Raw genomic sequence first — 18179 nt, forward strand, 5'->3', positions numbered from 1 at the left:
TCTTTATCTTTTAAAAGACTGCGATTAAAACGCGATGTATGTTCTTTCTTGACAGTTTTATTGGTTTTACCTGGATTCCGCATAAAGCTTTTTCTTCCTAATGTTTTGGGGAAAATTTGCCCTAACACTCCGTCAAAACAATTGCTCGGTTAAATTTACCGTACTGTGTTCTACGGTGTATGACTTCGTTTAGCTCACTATATGTCTCAAGGGAGCTAGAAGCTCGCACTATCTAATACTTAGAGAAGATCGAATATTTTTTTAACTTAGAAGTCCTAAGATTGTCGATGCGCTTTTTTTTTCCCTCTGTTCCTACTCCCTACTCCCTACTCCCTACTTCCTACTTCCGTAAAAAGATAATGTAACTAAATGTAGAAAACGGACTTCTTTAATATCCGACTGCATTTGAAGGCTGTGGTTCTGTTTCTTCTGAATCTTTATCAACTGACTGAGACCTTGCAGGTGCAGTTTCTTCTAAGAAAATAGTATTTGCTGGAGTTGGTGAACTCAGTCCAGAATGGGGTTTTTCACCTTCTTGTGCCATTTGATTTTTCAGCGTCTCGTCATGCTTGGTTAACTGACGTTCATCCCGCTGTAAATCTTGCAGTTTTTCATACGATCGCCCCCAAAGATGTTGAGAATATACCGTCCAACCGTAAACTATTAATGTCGCGCTTACTAATAGAAAACTGGCAACCGAAGTATGACGATGAAAAGAATTCCAGCGCATTAACCACACGGGTACTTTACTACCATCTGGCATCAAAGGTATCGCTTTACGATTACTGATGCGGTTTTTGCGTTCTACACTTTTGACATCCAGTGGGGGATGAGAATCTATCCGTTGAGGTCTAATTGGGGATGTATTTGAAACCATACTCGAACGTCTTGGTCTATCTAAAAATCCAGGTGTGGGTTTTGATAGTGGACTGGTATGCTCGTTTGTCTTGTAACCCCTGAAATTATCTTGAGCATTAGAACTCCGCCCCAACCAGCGTTTTTCCCCTCTTAAATTTGATTTACGAGTAACAGCCATAAACTTTTAGATTAAGAAAATTGTGCTTTAACTAAATTTGAATCCGATTGATGTTTTTTACAATACATAGATGATAGATTTAATATCCAAACCCCTTTTTAATTATTTTTAGAAATGGGAGCATCTCAAATACTTAAATTTGTAGTGCGGTCTTCGCACCTCCGATAAACACGTTCACAAAGTATTTCCGTTACCCAAGCGTGTCCGTTCACCCCAGGGAGGGACAAAACATTTTGCTTTATCCTTGCGCCGCATCATAGCATCTTTACTTCAGATACAGACATTGTACTTTCACAATTTGGGGATTTTTGGTATATTAACGTGCTTTGTAGTTAACATAACAAGCTAACTTACTGCAAAAGACTAATTTATTGACAACGATTATCTCACCTTCGTCTTACTTGTCTTAGCTATAGAAACACCCTATACAAGGTTTGACTAGTATAAAAATGAACTATTTATTTATTTGATCTAATTAAACCTACAATATTTAAAAAAATCAGCAAATGAGGTATCGTATTCAACAGGCTATAAATAGTTCTTGAATTAATTGGTGAAAGAGGAGTTATGAAAACAAAAGTCTTTGGTTTTGCTTTATTGTTAGGTTTGGCTACAATTCTTGGAGCTTGCGAAGGCGCACAAGATACGCCTTCAACGACTGAGACTGCACCCGCAGTTGGAGAACCAACTGATGCTCCAGCAACAATACCTGAAGCCACCCCCACTGCCACTCCATAGTTGATAGTTAGTATTTATACTACTCTCACTATATTTTAGAGGTCGCTCCTCGCTTTCTTTTTGTTCATTGCACCATACAGGTTTACCTGTTAATTTTGACAATTTGAGAATAGAGTATCGTGCTTTAGGGCTAGCATTTTTTAGCGTCCCCTATGTAGCTTCGGTAAAAAAAAGGTAAACCTGGTAATGATTATCGAGATTGCCAGGTTTTTATGTATGTAAAGGTTTCATAAAGATTTGATAATTCCTTTTGCCTAAAATTGAGTATAAAGAAAAGGTTAAGGTTTATATGATTGGGGGTAAAAAGCCATACTCAAACTTCTACAGCCGATTTCATCTGAGTTAGGTACAGGACATATCGTTATAAGGCAAGGGAGTAGAAAGTAAGAGGAATGTACCTCATTTACGCGGCATTCTGCTGTAAGTCCTAAAATCAACATTAAAATTGATAATTAAAAAAACAATTTTTTTAGTATATTTGAACTAAATATGTTTAAAAGTAAAAATAATCAAAAATGAGGAGACAGAAAACTCACAAAGCAGTTTTGCTGATACTTTTAACTACCCTAAGTAGCATTTTGGTGCAATTATTTGCCTACCATAAAACATCTGTAATTGCATTACCCCCAAATATAGATATTCCAGAAGAAATCTTGCGAACAGAAGTAATTATAGAAGCGCGATCGCCAATCGATGGCAAATCTCTAACTCCTGCCGAATATGCTCAATTACAAGACCAGTTAAAAACACGCCCCTACCCCCCAAAACTCAGCCCTAAAGTTCGAGAAACGGTCTTTTTGCTTCGTTTACGTAAAATACTGAAAACGTTTTTCCCTTTCGTAAATTTTTGATTAAATATTTGGTATAGGGCATTGGGGATTATGAATTAGGAATTACGTTCACTATGTGTTCTCGAAAGGTAAGTAAGTCGGCAGGAATAAACATAACTATGTAACAGAATGTAAATTAGCTTTAAACCCTTACACCTACAGCAAAGCTGCCCACTGCCTTGTCTTAATTACAATTTTCAACGCCGACCTACTTATTACAAATTACGAATTTTCCCGCCATCTTCCCATTTCCGGATATTTATTTCTCAAGAAACGTACAAAATTACAAATAAATGTAAAGAATATATATAGATATACAAAAAGTAGATTCACTTATCCATAATATTCAGCGTAATTAACTCTATGTCTATGACCACTATTGCTCCAGAACAGGTTAACAGCATTATTCGGAACCAGCATCAAGACCCTTTTGAGATACTTGGTTGTCATAAAATAGAAAAAGACGGTAAAAAAGTTTGGGTTGTACGAGCTTACCTTCCTAATGCGAGTGCTGCATGGGTAGTTTTTCCGGAGGAACGGAAGGAACAGGAAATGCACAGCGTACATGACCCCCATTTTTTTGAATGTATTGTAGATGCTGAAGAATTAGCCAACTATCAACTCAAAGTTAAAGAAGGAGACAACGAACGGGTATTCTATGACGCTTATGCCTTTCATTCTCCCAAGCTCACGGAATTTGATTTACACCTGTTTAATGAAGGGAACCATCACCGAATTTACGAGAAACTAGGAGCGCATCTCGCTGAAGTTGACGGTGTTAAAGGTGTTTACTTTGCTGTTTGGGCCCCGAATGCACGCAATGTCTCGGTGCTGGGCGATTTCAACAGTTGGGATGGACGCAAGTATCAAATGCGTAAAAGTTCTGATGTTGGAGTTTGGGAATTATTCATTCCTGAATTGCAGGTAGGGGAACACTACAAATACGAAATCAAAAACGCTGCGGGACATATTTACGAAAAATCCGATCCCTACGGTTTTGCTCAAGAAGTCCGCCCCAAAACCGCGTCTATTGTCACTAACTTAGATACTTATCAATGGCGCGATCGCGATTGGATGGAAAAACGCCGTCATACCGATCAGTTGAGTACACCCATTTCAGTTTATGAAGTGCATTTGGGTTCTTGGCTGCACGCTAGCACAGACGAACCTCATAAGTTGCCAAATGGTGAAGTTGAACCTGTGGTGCCAGTTTCTGACCTTAAAGGTGGCGCACGCTTTTTAACTTATCGGGAATTAGCAGAAAAACTGATTCCTTATGTTAAAGAATTAGGATACACCCATATTGAAATACTCCCGATCGCGGAACATCCTTTTGATGGTTCTTGGGGATATCAGGTAACTGGTTATTACGCTCCTACCTCCCGTTTTGGTAGTCCTGAAGACTTCATGTACTTTGTTGATGAGTGTCACAAAAACGAAATTGGTATAATTGTAGATTGGGTTCCCGGTCACTTCCCTAAAGACGGTCACGGTTTAGCTTTCTTCGACGGTACTCATTTATACGAACACGCCGACCCCCGTATCGGCGAGCATAAAGGCTGGGGAACGCTGGTATTTAACTATGCGCGTCATGAAGTACGGAATTTCTTGACAGCAAACGCTTTATTTTGGTTTGATAAATACCATATTGACGGTATTCGCGTTGATGCAGTAGCTTCAATGCTTTATCTCGATTACTGTCGCGAACCGGGAGAATGGGTTGTAAATGAATATGGTGGTAGAGAAAACTTAGCAGCGGTAGAATTTATCCGCAGTGTAAATCACCTGATATTCAGTTATTTCCCCGGTTCGCTTTCGATTGCGGAAGAATCGACTTCATGGCCTATGGTATCGTGGCCTACCTATACTGGCGGATTGGGCTTTAATTTGAAGTGGAACATGGGCTGGATGCACGATATGCTCGATTATTTCAGCATGGACCCTTGGTTCCGCCAGTTTCATCAAAACAATCTGACCTTTAGTATGTGGTATCACCACAGCGAAAACTTCATGTTAGCGTTGTCCCATGATGAAGTAGTGCATGGTAAAAGTAATATTATCGGTAAAATGCCCGGAGATAACTGGCAAAAACTAGCCAACGTGCGCTGTTTATTTGCCTTTATGTTTGCTCATCCCGGCAAGAAAACCATGTTTATGAGCATGGAATTTGGGCAGTGGACTGAATGGAATGATTGGGCAGATTTACAATGGAGTTTGTTGCAATTTGAGCCACACCAGCAGTTAAAAACATTCTTCAAAAATTTAAATCATCTTTACCGTAGCGAACCCGCTTTGTACACTCAAGACTTTGAAGAACCTGGGTTCGAGTGGATTGACTGTAGCGATAATCGTCACAGCGTAGTTTCATTTATCCGTCGCGATAAAGATTCAGAAGATTTTGTCGTTGCTGTTTGTAATTTTACTCCACAACCCCATTCTCACTATCGTATCGGCGTACCCACACCTGGATTTTATACCGAATTATTTAACAGCGATGCGCGAGAGTACGGCGGTAGCAACATGGGTAATTTAGGCGGTAAATGGACGAATAATTGGTCAATGCACAATCAAGAGCATTCTTTAGATTTATGTCTACCACCATTAGGAGTATTAATTTTGAAATTGGATCGGAATAAAACTGCTCAGATGATGAAAGAACAACATTGACACTCCTCGACTATCCAGTTACGAGGATTCTTTAATCTAAGACATGACTTGCTCAATCAGGTTTTCACGCCTCTTGAGTAGGGGTCTCATCTCCTAAAGCGTTGCTTGCGCTTGCACTGAGCCTAGCCGAAGTGTCAAGCGCAAAAGTTCCGGTATGCCCTACCGTACTCAATCCTCGACTAAGGATGATTCTAGCTGCGTTTTCGTCTCTATCCATCACACAACCACATTTGCAAACGTGAGTGCGTGTTGATAGCGTTTTTTTAACATTTTCACCACAGCTAGAGCATTCTTGGCTACTATATTGCGGATTTACGGCTACCGTGACTCTCTTGAACACTTTTCCAAAGTATTCAAGAGAGTCACGGAACTGGTACCAAGATGCGTCATTAATAGACTTAGCTAAACAATGATTTTTCGCCATATTTTTAACCCTCAAGTCTTCATAAGCTATCAAGTCGCCTTTTTTACAGTAGCCAGATGTTCACTGCTCACTGCAAAAAATTCACCACTGTTTGAGCAATCACTTCATTTCCATCAGTTGCGATGGGTTCCTGACAGCGCGGTGGCTGTAACGGTTGTTTGAGAAATTCCCAGGAACTTTCAAATAATTCCGCAGGAGTCAGAATTTGATGATAATTGTAATTTGATATGCCTTCTATCAGAAAAGCTGCCTCGGCGAAGTTATCTCTAGTTACTGAAATAATCGGCACTCCTAATTTAGTCGCTTCCGAGAAAGTACCGTATCCAGGTTTAGAAACTACTCGCCCGCAAATTGGCATAAAATCAACAGGACGAGTTTTTACATCCTGGACTTTGATTAAGTTGGGTAAATCTGGTGCCGATTTGTCAAAGGTAATAAATTGCCAATCTGGAAAATAAGCCAGGTTTTCGTAAGGTATTTGCTGTATACCCAAACCGCCAAAGGTAAGCAGTACTGTCTTTTCGCGAGGTGTGGTTATTTTCCACCGGGATTTTATTTCCGAAGCATCAAAAAAAGGAGAACCACCAGTTAAACCGACATCAGTTATATTTTGAAACGTTTGCATCGGTTCGTGGAAAGGAAGACGAAAAAGGCGATCGCATTTTCCATAGCATTCCCCAATCCAGTCAGCAATGTTAATAAAATCACCGTTCCAATCTCGGTAAATAAAATCCCAGCCAAAATTACTCATCATCCAGCAAGGAACATTCGCCGCTTGACCAATTTCAGCAGCTAAAAAGGGAATGTCTGCCAAAATTAAATTCACACGATTTTGATGAATAAAATCAACTTCGGAAGCAATAATAGAACGATGATTTTTCTTGATTTCTAAGAGTTTTTCTAAAGTAGCCTGCTTATCCATTTTCAAGCTGTCGGCTTGGATCGCCCCCAAATCGTAAGCACGGGGACGATGAATAAAATCACCTTTGATATAGCATTCCAACAACCAACGCGGTGCGGTTGTCACCATAATTAATAATACTTCTGGACACAATTGTTGAATAGTCGCTGCAACAGCAGCAGTACGAGTCGCGTGTCCAAAACCGTGATTGGTAATTGCAATATATATAATGGGACGTTGCATATTTGGGAATAGGGGATGGGGTATGGATAGGAAGTTGTTATACCATTTTTGTATAAAGATGCGCTTAATTTAGCCTACGTAAGTAGGCTTTGTAATATTAGCCCCAGCCTTCTAACGGGTGTCTTTTTATATCTAAGCAAAAGAACCGTAAAAAACTACGTTACCCAAATTTTAGGGCGACTTGGATTAAGAGATACCCAAGCCGCCCTATGGGCTAAAGAGAATTTGGTGATTTAGTTAGTTATTAGTTACTAGTTGGTTGATAATCGTCAAAATTATTAACTCTTAACTCCTAACTCCTAACTCCTAACTTACCTACATCATCCCCATTCCACCCATGCCGCCCATACCGCCCATGCCGCCCATGCCGCCCATGCCACCCATGCCGCCCATGCCGCCCATGTCGGGCGCACCGCCACCTCTGGGGTCTGGTTTTTCTACTACCAAAGCTTCGGTAGTTAGTACCATTGCAGCAATGGAACCAGCGTTTTGCAAAGCGGAACGTACAACTTTGGCAGGGTCAATAATTCCGGCAGCAATTAAGTCTTCAAACTCGCCAGTTGCTGCGTTGTAACCAATGTTAAGTTCGCTCTCTTTAACTTTGGAGACAATAACTGAACCTTCTACACCAGCATTCTCTGCAATTTGACGTAATGGTGCTTCTAGGGCTATCGCTACTATGTCGGCACCAATTCTTTCTTCTTCGTTGAGACTCTGTTTGATTTCCGCGATTTTCTTGATTAAGTGAATCAAGGTAGTGCCACCGCCGGGAACGATACCTTCTTCTACGGCTGCTTTAGTTGCATTTAATGCATCTTCAATCCGTAATTTACGGTCTTTCAACTCAGTTTCGGTTGCCGCACCAACTTTAATTACAGCAACACCACCCGCAAGTTTGGCAATACGCTCTTGTAACTTTTCTTTATCGTATTCGGAGTCGGTTTCTGCTAACTGTTTACGAATTTGACCAATCCGCTTTTCTACATCAGCTTTTAAATCCCCACCAGCAACGATAATGGTGTTTTCTTTGTCAATCTCGATTTTACGAGCGGTTCCCAACATTTCCAAAGTTGCGGTATCTAAATTTAGACCGATTTCTTCGGAAATCATTTGTCCGCCGGTAAGAATAGCAATGTCTTGTAACATCGCTTTACGACGTTCGCCAAAACCGGGGGCTTTGATCGCGCAAACTGTCAACACACCTCTAGCTTTATTGACCACTAAAGTTGCTAAAGCTTCACCTTCAACATCTTCAGCGATAATGAGCAAAGGTTGACCGCTACGAGCAACTTTTTCCAACACCGGCACTAAATCTTGAATATTGCTGATTTTTTTATCAGTAATCAAGATGCGGGCATTTTCAAACTCTACAGTCATGCGATCGTTGTTGGTGATGAAGTAGGGAGAAGTGTATCCCCTGTCAATTTGCATCCCTTCCACAACTTCCAATTCGGTAGATAGAGATTTAGATTCCTCAACGGTAATTACACCGTCTTTGGTTACTTTCTCCATCGCTTCGGAAATCATGCTACCGACTTCTTCATCGTTACCAGCAGATACGGTCGCAACTTGCGCGATCGCACTACCTTCGACTGGTTTAGCAATCTTGGTAATTTCCTGTACCAACGCTTCGATGGTTTTGTCGATACCGCGCTTCAAACTCATAGGATTAGAGCCAGCAGCAACGTTTTTTAAACCACCCCGGATTATAGCCTGGGCCAAAACGGTAGCGGTAGTAGTACCGTCTCCCGCAATTTCTTTGGTTTTTTCAGCTACTTCCTGGATTAATTTTGCGCCAGCGTTCTCCAAAGGATCGGAAAGTTCAATTTCCTTGGCAACGGTGATACCATCATTTACAATTTGAGGCGCACCAAATTTCTTTTCTAAAAGAACGTTACGACCTTTTGGTCCTAGGGTAATCTTAACGGCATCAGCAAGGGCGTTAATTCCCCTTTCCAATGACCGACGTGACTCTTCATTAAAGGAAATAATTTTCGGCATTTTTTCACTCACAAGCAATCTTATTTTACAATTTAGCACTCAAGAAGGCAGAGTGCTAACTAAGCTAGCAATTCAGATTACAGATCTTCGGAACAAAAATGATTAATATACAGTTGATAGTCATGATAGATACTGACATTCATATAGGAATCGGGAGATGAATATATACAGTTCCCTTAAGTCTCTCGGTATTGCTGAACCAAGCGGTTCCGGCTGGTTAGCAGTTGTGTTTACGTTTTTATTAGCTCTAGTTGTAAGCTGGAGTTTAATTCCGAAAATTCGTACATTTGCTTTGCGAGTAGGTTGGGCAGACCAACCAAATGCAAGGCGTTTGAACCGAGAACCTCTACCCAATGCGGGAGGATTAGCTATTTATGCAGGAGTAATTGCCGCTGTTACCCTTGCTAGTTTATTAAGACCAATTGAATTAGAAAATGTATTAGCACAAGTTTTAACCGTATTACTGGGCGGCTCAATATTAGTTTTGGTAGGTTTTATAGATGACCAATTTGGCTTACCCGCTTCTTTCCGATTATTGGTACAAATTTTAACCGCGCTCTTACTAGTTGCTAACCATATTGGTTTTGAAGTAACTTTCAACACTCCTATAGATTCTACGCTGTCAACCTTACTGACGGTGTTGTGGGTGGTAGGAATTACAAATGCGATTAATTTAATGGATGGTATGGATGGTTTAGCGGGAGGAGTTAGCTTTATCACCGCCATGAGCTTATTAGCAGTTTCCGCTCAGTTTCCTAACCGTGCGGCAGCGACTTTAGTTTTAGCAGCTTTGGGTGGTTCAGCACTAGGCTTTTTACGCCATAACTTCCATCCCTCAAAAATTATTATGGGTGATGCCGGAGCTTATTTCTTCGGTTATGTATTAGCCGCAACCAGTATTTTAGGTGAGTTACAAATAACGACGGTGTTATCAGTATTACCTCCAGTAGTGTTTCTTCTACTGCCAGTACTAGATACTACTCAAGTTTTTGTACGACGTATAGCAGCAGGTAAAAACCCTCTTAATACTCCAGGAAAAGACCATTTGCACCATCGTTTGTTAGCTTGGGGTTTATCTCAACGCCATGCAACGCTTATACTTTGGTCGATAACTTTAGTTTTTAACTGGTTTGGAATGTCTATACGAGGTATGACTCCCATAGTAATTTTTACTACTACTTTTTCAATTGTGATACTTTTAGCCTTTACTGTTTGGCGAAAAACGCAGAAAGCTTGAATTAAATTAGATAATGGGCATTGGGCATAGGGCATTTTTTGTCCCTCTGTTAGCTTTACTTTCTGTGCCTCCTCTGCCCAATCAGTTCCTTAATCTACCAAATTACATTCGGGTAAAAATTTCTTATTTGTTTATCTGCCGTGATAATTGAAGCTTGATTAATTCTGGCTAATGCTACAACAACTCTATCTACTGGATCTCGATGCTCCCATTCTAGTTTGACGCTTTCTAAGCACAAATCTTCATTAATGGGGACAATACTAACAACGCTAGATTTTTTCAAAGAGGCTACGTGTTCATTCAAATCGACTCCTAAATCTAGTTTTTTGTTTTTTATTTTGATGGCGATTTCCCAGATAGCAGTAGAAGGAACAATACCGTTTTTATCGGTTTCCATCTGTTTGCAAGCTTCTGTTGCAGCTTGAGAAAGTTTATCTGGATCTATACTCCACCAAATCAAAGCGCAAGTATCAAGGACAATCAAAACTCCCCCCATTCCTCAGTTGTTGGAGTAGTTAAATCTTCAAAATATTTTACTTTGCCGCGCATTTGTCCAAACAAGTCTTCTGTTGAAGGTGAATCGCTATATCTGGAGATTTTCACCACTGGTTTTCCTCTATCGGTTACTACAATTTCTTCCCCTGACTCTACAAGACGCAAAAACTCTAGCAGTTTACTTTTAAGTTTACTTTTAGAAATTGTTTTCATGATGCCCCTAGTCATGGCTATGGTCACATTTAGAATATATCATGATTGCTTCATACAAATCATGTGGACAAAGAGATGGGGATGAGGACAAGCAATTACCAACTTTCTTAAATTTGATTCCTTGCTTTCAACTGCAAATAGCGATCAACTAATTGATCTGTAATTTGATTTGCTGGTGCATCGAGTACCAATACACCTTTTTGTTTGAGTTGAGCGAATGCTACTTGACGTTGAGATAATAGATCTAAAGCTACTGCACGATTGTAAGCATCTGTAACCCCTGGTTCTGTTGCAGTATGCGCCAATTTGTCTACTTTTGGATCGCGTAAAGTTACGCAAAATGGTAAGTAACGAGGTGACAATTTAGTAAGTGCGGCTAAAAGTTCGGTGGAAGCGGTGACATCGATGATGTCTGTAATTAAAACTACTAAACAGCGTCTGGTTTGTTGCTGTACAACTTTTGTCACTGCACCCAAATAATCCGATTCCATTAAAACTGGTTGGATTGGGGTCAATTGATCGATTAAATTATTTAACTGATGTTGACCGCGTTGTGGGGGAATCCACGTATGTATTTGGCGGTCAAATACACCACAGCCTACTTTATCACCTCGATGCAATCCGGCTAAGGCTAAAGATAAAGCGGCATTCAAACCCCAGTCAAATCGCTGTAAATTCTGCACTCTCGCTGTCATTAAGCGTCCTCTATCGAGCAAAATCATCAAGGTCTGCTCTTGTTCGGGTTCCAACACCCTAACTAATGGTGAATTTCCATATGTAGCCCTACGTGCGGTAGCTTTCCAGTCAATAAACCGTAAATCGTCCCCGGTACGGTAATTTCGCAATTCTGCAAATTCGGTACCGATACCCATTTGACGAAGTTTACGCAGCGAACCAGATGATTTTAATGTCAAGCGAATAGATAGCGATCGCAATCCCATTAAATCTGGATAAACCTTGATTTTGAAGCTTTGAGGAGTTTTCCAATTGTGCCACGCTAACCCCCAAGCACCAAGTTGACGCACCTGGATATCTCCCCAAGCAAATTCTCCTCGTTGGGTGGGATGGACTGTATATTTTAATTCTTGAGTATTGTTAACTGGAATAGCAGCGCGGAGTTTAACCGCAGACGCTCCAAATCCGCTGGGGTAATAGTCGGAAATTTCCACAATAGCTTTGGATTTCTGGGATTTTACCGTTAAGTCAACGGGATTATCTCTGCCAATTGAAAGTCTTGGGGGTACTTCGCGAGTAATTTCAACGCGATTATTTCGTACTTGCCAACTATCTATAAATATTAATAATAATATCACTGCATCGAAGATTAAAATAGCAGCAATACTTCTAGGAATGCCGATAAAAATAGATAGAATCGGGGCAATAATAATCCCTGATATTAATAAAAAGTAACTACGTTTGGAAGGAATCATAATTAAATAATTACTTGAACATTTCTAACAAAAACTTTTGATCATTATTTGATGTTTTTATAACCGTTACAATCGTAACTCATGAAAAAGTTATTTAAAACATAAAGTAACGTTTTTGCTCCGTGCATTTTCATTTCCAACGAGAATTTAATCCATCAATTCCGGATGGTGCGTTACGGCATTACTTGAATAGTAATCTTAAATAATATTTACTCGTGCCGTAACAGACCCTACAAAATAATTTTTTCCTTTATCTCGGTACTGGAACTTTATTAAGTATGGACGAAATTACCGCATCCATTTCCAAACCATCTAACATTGCTTCGGGTTTCAAAATAAATCGATGTCGCAACAAAGGAAGCGCGATCGCTTTCACGTCATCGGGGGTAACAAAATCTCTTCCCGCTAAATATGCTGCTGCTTGAGATGTCACAAACCACGCATTTGCAGCACGAGGAGATGCACCCAAGGCTAAATCGGGATTTTGACGCGATGTCCTCACCAATGCTAAAAGATAGTCAATAATCGCTTCGGTGACTTTAACTTGTTTTACCGCTTCCCTCAACTCAATAATTTCTTCTACTCTAGCTACAGGTTTAATACTGGCAATATCCGTCCTTCTGGCTGAAAATCCCGCTTGACGGTTGAGCAACATTTGCTTTTCGGAAGCTTGATCGGGATAATCTACTACCAACTTGAATAAAAATCTATCTAACTGCGCTTCTGGTAAAGGATAAGTCCCTTCAAATTCTAAAGGGTTTTGTGTAGCGATCGCCCAAAATAATTCTGGCAGAGGTAAGCTTTCACCATCCAATGTTACCTGTAATTCTTCCATCCCTTCCAACAGCGCTGCTTGTGTTTTTGGAGGGGTACGGTTAATTTCGTCTGCTAACAATACTTGAGTGAATATCGGTCCTTTTTTTAAACTGAAACTGCGAGTATTCAAATCGAAAATATTCGTACCCGTAATATCTGAAGGTAATACATCTGGAGTTAATTGAATGCGGCGAAAATCTGCTTGAATTAACTGTGCCATTACTTTTACCAGGAGCGTTTTACCAGTTCCCGGTACTCCTTCCAAGATAATATGTCCACCTGCTAGCAGTGCAATTAGCAGTTGATTAATAAGGGTAGATTGTCCCACAACTACTTTATTTAGGGCTTGAGCAAGGTTATTAATTACGGGATTGATTTGATTCATATGACATTAAAAGTAATTTCAGCAGAATTAATTTAGCTAGACGCAGACACATGGATGCAGGTAGATATTTTATATTTAAATTGCAGATTTAATTTATTAATTTGAAGTTTTCTAAATATCGGGCGGTTTCAACCGCCATTTTTTTCATTTTCTCATGATCGCACCACACTACTGTTTTTTGATTTTTCCACTTCTCCCTGTACAGATTGCCATTTTTTCAACCAGTTTAACAGTTGTCGTTCGCCGATCCGGCGTTTTTCATTACTTATGCTTAACACTTCGTTAAGTTGCGCGGTAGGAGTTTTAATTTGTTCTGTCCAAGCGTTAATTATTGTTTGCTTATCAAGTAATTGTTGACCTAAAGATAAAGATTTTTGTAATTTTAGCTGTTCTTCTTTGCCGAGCATTTCTACCACAAAGTCGTTACAATCAGCTTTTTCTAAAACCTGCGCTAAAGCTTGAATATATTCTTCGCTATTATCTATAACTCGTGTGTTTAAATTAATGGGCTTACCAAAACGGCGATTCTGCGCCCAAATTACTACTAATATTAAAAATCCTAACTGTATCAATGCTGGAAATAAAGCAGTTTTACTAAGATAGCTAAATAAATTTCCTTCTGCTTCGCTTTCTTTAACTTTGGGATCTTTATAACCGTGAATATATTCATCTACATATATTTTATTTTTATCTTGTTTAACTAAATCAGCTAAATACTTAAAGTTACTTAAATTATCTTGATAAGCATTAGCAGCGATGAAAGGAGTTGTGGAATAAATTACCTTTCCTTTTCCTAATTGTTCTTGCCAAACAACAGCACCAAAACTATCTTTGAGAGAGGTTAACTCATTTTTATTTAATTCGTGTCGTCGTCGCGTTTCAACTTTCACATTTCCCGCATTTGATTCCAACATTGAAGTAAATTCGGCGTTTGTTACGGGTTGAACCACACCCAAAATTATCAGAGTATTACCAGCTTTTACCCATTCTGTTAGTGAATCATCAATAAATAAGCTTTGTAAGTTTCCGTTTATTTGCAACACAGTACCCGTAACTTTTTCCTCTTCTAAATATTTAAGAGGTTTTCGCCAACGTACAATATTACTATTCTGTTCCATGAAAGCATACCAAGCACCGTAGCCTGCGGGAGCGCGATTATAGGTAGAGCCAGCATATATTTTATTACTAGTAGGAGCGCCAATCAAAGTAATTAAAATTATTACTCCTAAGATTATTAATCCTATTAAAATAGGACGCTTTGGTTTTTTCATTGTTGGGGAATAGGGAATAATTACAAATTACGAATTATTTGTTGATATGCTTGTTGACATTGTTCGTAATTATCTGAAACAATTTCCGAATCGTCAAAACATAATTGTTCGTGAGTATCTATAAGAGTTTGGTAAGGTTGTATGGAATTTGTAGATAATTCGAGCAATTGCAGATATTCACCATCGGTACGGCTGCGTTTGTGGGGAAGAATTGATTTTTCATGTAAATACTGCAAAGTTGACAGGTAAATAAGACGACAGGCTTCACGGTAATTACCTTGACGGGCTAATTCTTGCGATCTCGTTAGCCAAGTGCTGCTTGATAACTGGGTTTCTGAAGTTTTCGCATCTGTTTCAAACCGATTAATTTTACCCCACCAGGTATAAAAATAAGGTCGAAATTCTCGCCATAATTGTGATGCTATCCAAGTTAAAAATAAACCCAAAGCCAACCAAAACAAGATTTTCAAGATATCTAATAGCCGCTCGTCAAGATTCCATTTGGGAGATATATCCGGCAAAATATCTTTAAAAGGAGAGAATAGAGATTCTAGCCAATTAAACAACCGTTTTTGCTGATATTCCAGCGATTCTCCTAGACTTTGGCGAGAGAGAGAAATCTGCCAGTCCCAACTCGTTTTTTGAAACTCACCTTTAGCCATAAACAGGGGAAAGGAAATGATGAAGGATAAATTATAAACATTTATACTCCACCTTTTTTCCTTGATACTCAATTCTTTATAGTTGATTTGCCTGTTTGTTGTAACATTAACCAGCCAACTATTGCAAGAAATGCACCTAGAGCTAAAAATCCCATGTCCCAAGCAAATTCATTTGCTCCGGGTTTGACGTGATGAACTCCAAGAATTTGATGGTCGATTATTCCTTCAATAAAATCAAACAAACCCACACCCATAACAACTGAACCAAAAAAAGTTTTGGATGACCAAGGAACGTCATTACGCTTTCCTGCTTGCCATAATAAAACAATTCCTACTAAGATCATCAAGTAATCAAAGACGTGAAAGAAACCATCGGCAAGTACATTTAAATCTATATTGGAGCGATTGATTAGCGGCTTGACATTGCTTAACATATGATGCCATTGCAAAATTTGATGTAGCACAATACCATCAAAAAATCCTCCTAATCCTATACCCAAACAAATTCCGGCTAAAATCAGCGGTTTACGTTGGTTACTAGCCGATTGTGACTCCATCATATATACCTTGTAGACGTTTAATCTTCACGGTAAAGCTTTAGTTAGAGAAAAAACTTCTGTCTAGAGGTTGTAGAAAAAGAATAAATTTTAATTCAACAACCAAGCTGCTAACATCTACAGGCATTATAGAAGTTGGTGTATAAAACAATTTCTTTCATATGACTATTTATTTTTACAAAGTTTCGCAGCCCTATGGTTGTTTTTCTAACTTTTCTCTCCACCCAATTGAAATGCATAATACTTATTGGTCTACGGTGGAGCATTATTACCAAGGGCAAAAATTTGCAGGAAGTCCAGACGAGAAAATTATACCTTTAATTCATGCGGCTTCCACTCCAGAAGAAGCTGCTGCTTTGGGACGATGTTCTACCCGTCGAATTCGTTGCGATTGGGAGACTGTAAAAACCCAAGTTATGCGAAAAGCCGTACTCAAAAAGTTTCTCACTCATCGGGATATTAGAGAAATTCTGCTTTCCACTGAAGATAACTTGTTGGTAGAAGACTCACCAAATGATTACTTTTGGGGTTGTGGTGCAAATAAAACCGGACACAACCATTTGGGAAATATTTTAATGAGTGTAAGGGAAGAACTTCGCATAGTATTTATTAAGGCGATCGCAAACTAATTATTTTTAGACCAATCCTAACTGTATTTAAACCTCTTCTACTATCCCAGAAGAGGTTACAAATGTATTTTGAATCACTCATTATCTAAATACTTTATTGTCAACGGCTTGTCTTACTAGTATTGTGCAAATTAATTTAAATAAAAAGGGTATGCAGTGCAGTTTACATTCAATTTGCATTATAGCTTTGTATAATTAGGAAGTTTTTAATTTGAGCAATCATTTTAAATAAAATAGTGCCTGTGTTTATTTTTTATTAATGTATGTAAGTCATTTTTTATTCTCAGTGTTTTCCGGATTTAGCCAATTTTTTTACGAATAGAATTGCGTATGTTAAATTAATCTGAAACATAATATCTTTTTATCAATAAGTATCGATTAGTTTATTAGCTTACTAAAATAAAGCCATATGAATGAAATCTAGTGAATAAATTATCTGATCAGTTATTTTAATTAAACATATATGTTGTAATCAATTGCCCAATAGATAAAAATCATGCGATTACTATCAAGCAAGAAAGTGAATAAGTATATTTTTTGCTTAGACAATGTTGCTTACTTTACTTTATTTATCTAATAATTGGTAATTTGTGAGAATTTGACTTTTTAATTAATGTCAAAATAACTTACGTTATGTAGAACTAAATAAAAGTTTAGTTACAATAAATTTATCTGCTTTTTTTACGATCAAAAGAACCGATTAACAATTATTGACTTTAAATATGAGTTCACCTATTTTTCGGTAATTGAAACTTCAAAATATGTGCATTTTATACGTTTTGGCTCGTAGAATAAATACTCTTAAACAATCTTAAAAATCATGGATATCACAAATTTTACTGCTGAAATGCAACCTAATAAGCAACAACAAAGAATGAAAATTATTCTTGCAGATGAAGAAACACGGATGCAAAAAAAACAGGCTTCTCGATTAAAAATTGCTTCTAATCGTGGTAGAGTTGCTATTTTTATTGATGGTTCAAGCTTATTTCAGACAGCTTTACAACTCGGTATTGAGATTGACTATACCAAATTACTTTGCTATTTAACTAGAGAAGCAAGATTATTAAGAGCTTTCTTCTATACCGGGGTTGACCGTCATAACGAAAAGCAACAAGGTTTTCTGCTGTGGATGCGTCGAAACGGTTATCGTGTGGTCACAAAAGAAATAATTCAGCTTCCAGATGGTTCGAGAAAATCAAATCAACACGTAGAAATTGCCGTTGATATGATGAATTTGTCTCCTTACTACGATACAGCCGTTTTGGTAAGCGGAGATGGAGAATTAACTTATGCTGTAAATGCTGTAGCTTATCAAGGTGCTAGGGTTGAACTTGTTAGCCTCAGAGCAATGACTAATGAATCCTTGATTGATGTTGCTGACTGTTTTATTGACCTAGATGCCATAAAACATTATATCAAGAAGAATAGCGAATCATGCTGTGAAGAAATGTAATAAACGTGCATTCACGACGGAACGTTACATTTCAACTGATAAATCAGGGTGTTCGCTGCAACGTATCTTTTTAGTATTCGATGCTGTAAGTTTGATTGCATGGATTTTTTATTAAATTCATTCTATACGGTCATCAGCCAAATTTAAATTTATCGAAGCAAATATAAAAAGCATAAAGCCTTGCGTAA

The 18179-nt window shown here is 38.6% G+C and carries 16 protein-coding genes and 1 pseudogene; 6 read left to right on the forward strand and 11 right to left on the reverse strand.

All coding sequences use genetic code 11. The features are described 5' to 3' along the window. Positions 1–388: 388 nt before the first annotated feature. Entirely contained in the window at positions 389–1036 is a 648-nt protein-coding gene (locus VB797_RS23290; RefSeq protein WP_323240126.1) for a hypothetical protein, read from the reverse strand. Positions 1037–1603: 567 nt separating this feature from the next. Between VB797_RS23290 and VB797_RS23295 the strand changes: the two genes are divergently transcribed. The 3 genes from VB797_RS23295 to glgB all read left to right on the forward strand — a co-directional run bounded on the left by VB797_RS23295 (position 1604) and on the right by glgB (position 5271). Then, positions 1604–1774, forward strand: a complete 171-nt coding sequence (locus VB797_RS23295; RefSeq protein WP_323240127.1) for a hypothetical protein — start codon at positions 1604–1606, stop codon at positions 1772–1774. Positions 1775–2289: 515 nt separating this feature from the next. Further along, entirely contained in the window at positions 2290–2625 is a 336-nt protein-coding gene (locus VB797_RS23300) for a hypothetical protein (RefSeq protein ID WP_323240128.1), read from the forward strand. A 342-nt stretch (positions 2626–2967) separates the two neighbouring features. After that, complete coding sequence (gene glgB, locus VB797_RS23305; protein WP_323240129.1) at positions 2968–5271, forward strand: 1,4-alpha-glucan branching enzyme; 2304 nt, start codon at positions 2968–2970, stop codon at positions 5269–5271. A gap of 64 nt (positions 5272–5335) precedes the next feature. On the opposite strand, the pseudogene VB797_RS23310 reads toward glgB, so the two are convergent. The 3 genes and pseudogenes from VB797_RS23310 to groL all read right to left on the reverse strand — a co-directional run. Then, a pseudogene (locus VB797_RS23310) lies at positions 5336–5740 on the reverse strand (RNA-guided endonuclease InsQ/TnpB family protein); the annotation flags it as partial. A 22-nt stretch (positions 5741–5762) separates the two neighbouring features. Next, positions 5763–6839 (reverse strand): glycosyl transferase, encoded by a 1077-nt coding sequence (locus tag VB797_RS23315; RefSeq protein ID WP_323240130.1) that lies wholly within the window; start codon positions 6837–6839, stop codon positions 5763–5765. A 315-nt stretch (positions 6840–7154) separates the two neighbouring features. Next, complete coding sequence (gene groL, locus VB797_RS23325) at positions 7155–8840, reverse strand: chaperonin GroEL (RefSeq protein WP_323240131.1); 1686 nt, start codon at positions 8838–8840, stop codon at positions 7155–7157. A 157-nt stretch (positions 8841–8997) separates the two neighbouring features. On the opposite strand from groL, the gene VB797_RS23330 reads away from it, so the two are divergent. Further along, the gene (locus VB797_RS23330; RefSeq protein WP_323240132.1) at positions 8998–10077 is read left to right on the forward strand and encodes an MraY family glycosyltransferase; all 1080 of its coding nucleotides are present in this window, start codon (positions 8998–9000) and stop codon (positions 10075–10077) included. A 94-nt stretch (positions 10078–10171) separates the two neighbouring features. On the opposite strand, the gene VB797_RS23335 is transcribed toward VB797_RS23330, so the two are convergent. The 7 genes from VB797_RS23335 to VB797_RS23365 all read right to left on the reverse strand — a co-directional run bounded on the left by VB797_RS23335 (position 10172) and on the right by VB797_RS23365 (position 15909). Further along, a complete protein-coding gene (locus VB797_RS23335; protein WP_323240133.1) occupies positions 10172–10573 on the reverse strand; it encodes a type II toxin-antitoxin system VapC family toxin in 402 nt (133 codons plus the stop codon). Continuing rightward, positions 10558–10785, reverse strand: a complete 228-nt coding sequence (locus VB797_RS23340; RefSeq protein WP_323240134.1) for a type II toxin-antitoxin system prevent-host-death family antitoxin — start codon at positions 10783–10785, stop codon at positions 10558–10560. The genes VB797_RS23335 and VB797_RS23340 overlap by 16 nt, the downstream gene beginning before the upstream one ends. Before the next feature lie 107 nt (positions 10786–10892). Further along, positions 10893–12215 carry a DUF58 domain-containing protein gene (locus tag VB797_RS23345; protein WP_323240135.1) on the reverse strand — a complete coding sequence of 441 codons (1323 nt, stop codon included), beginning with the start codon at positions 12213–12215 and terminating at the stop codon, positions 10893–10895. A 250-nt stretch (positions 12216–12465) separates the two neighbouring features. After that, a complete protein-coding gene (locus VB797_RS23350) occupies positions 12466–13416 on the reverse strand; it encodes a MoxR family ATPase (protein ID WP_323240136.1) in 951 nt (316 codons plus the stop codon). Between the two features lie 152 nt (positions 13417–13568). Next, positions 13569–14687 carry a DUF4350 domain-containing protein gene (locus VB797_RS23355; protein ID WP_323240137.1) on the reverse strand — a complete coding sequence of 373 codons (1119 nt, stop codon included), beginning with the start codon at positions 14685–14687 and terminating at the stop codon, positions 13569–13571. Between the two features lie 20 nt (positions 14688–14707). Then, the gene (locus tag VB797_RS23360; protein ID WP_323240138.1) at positions 14708–15349 is read right to left on the reverse strand and encodes a DUF4129 domain-containing protein; all 642 of its coding nucleotides are present in this window, start codon (positions 15347–15349) and stop codon (positions 14708–14710) included. 68 nt (positions 15350–15417) lie between these two features. Then, on the reverse strand, positions 15418–15909 hold the full coding sequence (locus VB797_RS23365) for a DUF2243 domain-containing protein (protein WP_416350911.1): 492 nt from the start codon (positions 15907–15909) through the stop codon (positions 15418–15420). A 158-nt stretch (positions 15910–16067) separates the two neighbouring features. On the opposite strand from VB797_RS23365, the gene VB797_RS23370 reads away from it, so the two are divergent. Together VB797_RS23370 and VB797_RS23375 are read left to right on the forward strand one after the other, a co-directional pair. Continuing rightward, positions 16068–16535 carry an NADAR family protein gene (locus VB797_RS23370; protein WP_323240139.1) on the forward strand — a complete coding sequence of 156 codons (468 nt, stop codon included), beginning with the start codon at positions 16068–16070 and terminating at the stop codon, positions 16533–16535. Positions 16536–17355: 820 nt separating this feature from the next. Then, positions 17356–17991 carry an NYN domain-containing protein gene (locus VB797_RS23375; RefSeq protein ID WP_323240140.1) on the forward strand — a complete coding sequence of 212 codons (636 nt, stop codon included), beginning with the start codon at positions 17356–17358 and terminating at the stop codon, positions 17989–17991. Positions 17992–18179: the final 188 nt, after the last annotated feature.

The organism is Rivularia sp. UHCC 0363, from assembly GCF_034931125.1.
Lineage (GTDB): Bacteria > Cyanobacteriota > Cyanobacteriia > Cyanobacteriales > Nostocaceae > Rivularia.

Excerpts from the sequence above, each read along its gene's own strand:
- glgB (WP_323240129.1), top strand. The coding sequence starts at position 2,968 with ATGTCTATGACCACTATTGCTCCAGAACAGGTTAACAGCATTATTCGG.
- VB797_RS23370 (WP_323240139.1), top strand. The coding sequence starts at position 16,068 with ATGACTATTTATTTTTACAAAGTTTCGCAGCCCTATGGTTGTTTTTCT.
- VB797_RS23375 (WP_323240140.1), top strand. The coding sequence starts at position 17,356 with ATGGATATCACAAATTTTACTGCTGAAATGCAACCTAATAAGCAACAA.
- VB797_RS23335 (WP_323240133.1), bottom strand. The coding sequence starts at position 10,573 with ATGGGGGGAGTTTTGATTGTCCTTGATACTTGCGCTTTGATTTGGTGG.
- VB797_RS23365 (WP_416350911.1), bottom strand. The coding sequence starts at position 15,909 with ATGATGGAGTCACAATCGGCTAGTAACCAACGTAAACCGCTGATTTTA.
- VB797_RS23290 (WP_323240126.1), bottom strand. The coding sequence starts at position 1,036 with ATGGCTGTTACTCGTAAATCAAATTTAAGAGGGGAAAAACGCTGGTTG.
- VB797_RS23355 (WP_323240137.1), bottom strand. The coding sequence starts at position 14,687 with ATGAAAAAACCAAAGCGTCCTATTTTAATAGGATTAATAATCTTAGGA.
- VB797_RS23350 (WP_323240136.1), bottom strand. The coding sequence starts at position 13,416 with ATGAATCAAATCAATCCCGTAATTAATAACCTTGCTCAAGCCCTAAAT.
- VB797_RS23340 (WP_323240134.1), bottom strand. The coding sequence starts at position 10,785 with ATGAAAACAATTTCTAAAAGTAAACTTAAAAGTAAACTGCTAGAGTTT.
- VB797_RS23300 (WP_323240128.1), top strand. The coding sequence starts at position 2,290 with ATGAGGAGACAGAAAACTCACAAAGCAGTTTTGCTGATACTTTTAACT.
- VB797_RS23295 (WP_323240127.1), top strand. The coding sequence starts at position 1,604 with ATGAAAACAAAAGTCTTTGGTTTTGCTTTATTGTTAGGTTTGGCTACA.
- groL (WP_323240131.1), bottom strand. The coding sequence starts at position 8,840 with ATGCCGAAAATTATTTCCTTTAATGAAGAGTCACGTCGGTCATTGGAA.
- VB797_RS23345 (WP_323240135.1), bottom strand. The coding sequence starts at position 12,215 with ATGATTCCTTCCAAACGTAGTTACTTTTTATTAATATCAGGGATTATT.
- VB797_RS23360 (WP_323240138.1), bottom strand. The coding sequence starts at position 15,349 with ATGGCTAAAGGTGAGTTTCAAAAAACGAGTTGGGACTGGCAGATTTCT.
- VB797_RS23330 (WP_323240132.1), top strand. The coding sequence starts at position 8,998 with ATGAATATATACAGTTCCCTTAAGTCTCTCGGTATTGCTGAACCAAGC.
- VB797_RS23315 (WP_323240130.1), bottom strand. The coding sequence starts at position 6,839 with ATGCAACGTCCCATTATATATATTGCAATTACCAATCACGGTTTTGGA.